Annotated in this window: 1 protein-coding gene; it reads right to left on the minus strand. The window is 69.9% G+C overall.

What is annotated here, in order from left to right:
- Positions 1-17 precede the first annotated feature (17 nt).
- A partial coding sequence (locus STRIP9103_RS36995; RefSeq protein ID WP_048821657.1) for an APC family permease occupies positions 18-1,085 on the minus strand: 1,068 nt, incomplete at its 5' end.

Here is a 1,085-nt window from a genome sequence, read left to right on the forward strand (position 1 = left end):
CGCCATACGTCGGGGAATCAGGCGGCGTCGACGTCAGTGGTGGCGAGCCTGGCGTAGACGTCGGGCCGGGTGCGGCGGATGCGGGTGGCGAGGACCATGCCGGCCAGGAACACTGCCGGAGTGAGCGCGACCAGTGACCAGTTGACGGTCGGGCCGGCGCCGGTGAACAGGTCCAGGCGCTTGCAGACCAGCACGGTGGCGGCGGTCAGGAGGACGCCGGCCGCGGTGGGCGCGACCAGGGTGCGCATGTGTCCCTCGCCGTGCTCGGCGGGGTTGCGGCGGAAGAAGGCGACCACCGCGAAGGCCGCCAGCGCCTGCAGGACGAGGATGCCGATCACACCGGGAGTGTTCACCCACAGGAAGAACTTGGTGTAGGGGTCGACTCCGATCAAGGCGAAGACGGTGACGACCACGACCGCCAGGACGCTCTGGGCGATGCCGGCCACCCAAGGCGAGCCATGCCGGGGGTGCACCCGGCCCAGCGCCGCGGGGGCGACACTCTCGACGGACAGGGCGTAGACGTACCGGGTGATGGCGTTGTGGAAGGCGAGCAGGGCGGCGAGCACGCTGCTGACGATCAGGACGCGCTGGACGTCGGTCGCCCAGCCGCCGACATACTGGGTCATGGCGGTGAAGAACATCTCCGCCGGGTTCTTCGCGGCGACGGCAACGGCCTGGTCGCTGCCGAACGCCTGAACGATGACCCAGGAGATGAAGGCATAGAAGAGGCCGAGGAAGCCGATCGCGAGGTACGTGGCACGGGGCACGGTGCGGTCGGGGTCGCGGGCCTCCTCGCGGTAGATGGCGGTGGCCTCGAAGCCGATGAACGCGGCGACGGCGAGACCGAGCGGTCCGCTCATCCCGGAGACGAAGACGTTCGAGGGGGCGAAGGAGTCGAAGCTCAGCCCGCTCGCGCCACCCTTGACCAGGACGGCGCCGGCGAGCAGCACCAGGATGGCGGTCTCCGCGATCAGCAGGGCGGCGAGAACCCTGGCGCCGAGGTTGATGGAGCGGAAGCCCAGGAACCAGACGACAGCGATACCGGCCAAGGCGTACACCGGCCAGGGCAGGTCGATGCCGAGGAG

This window comes from Streptomyces ipomoeae 91-03 (assembly GCF_000317595.1).
GTDB lineage: Bacteria > Actinomycetota > Actinomycetes > Streptomycetales > Streptomycetaceae > Streptomyces > Streptomyces ipomoeae.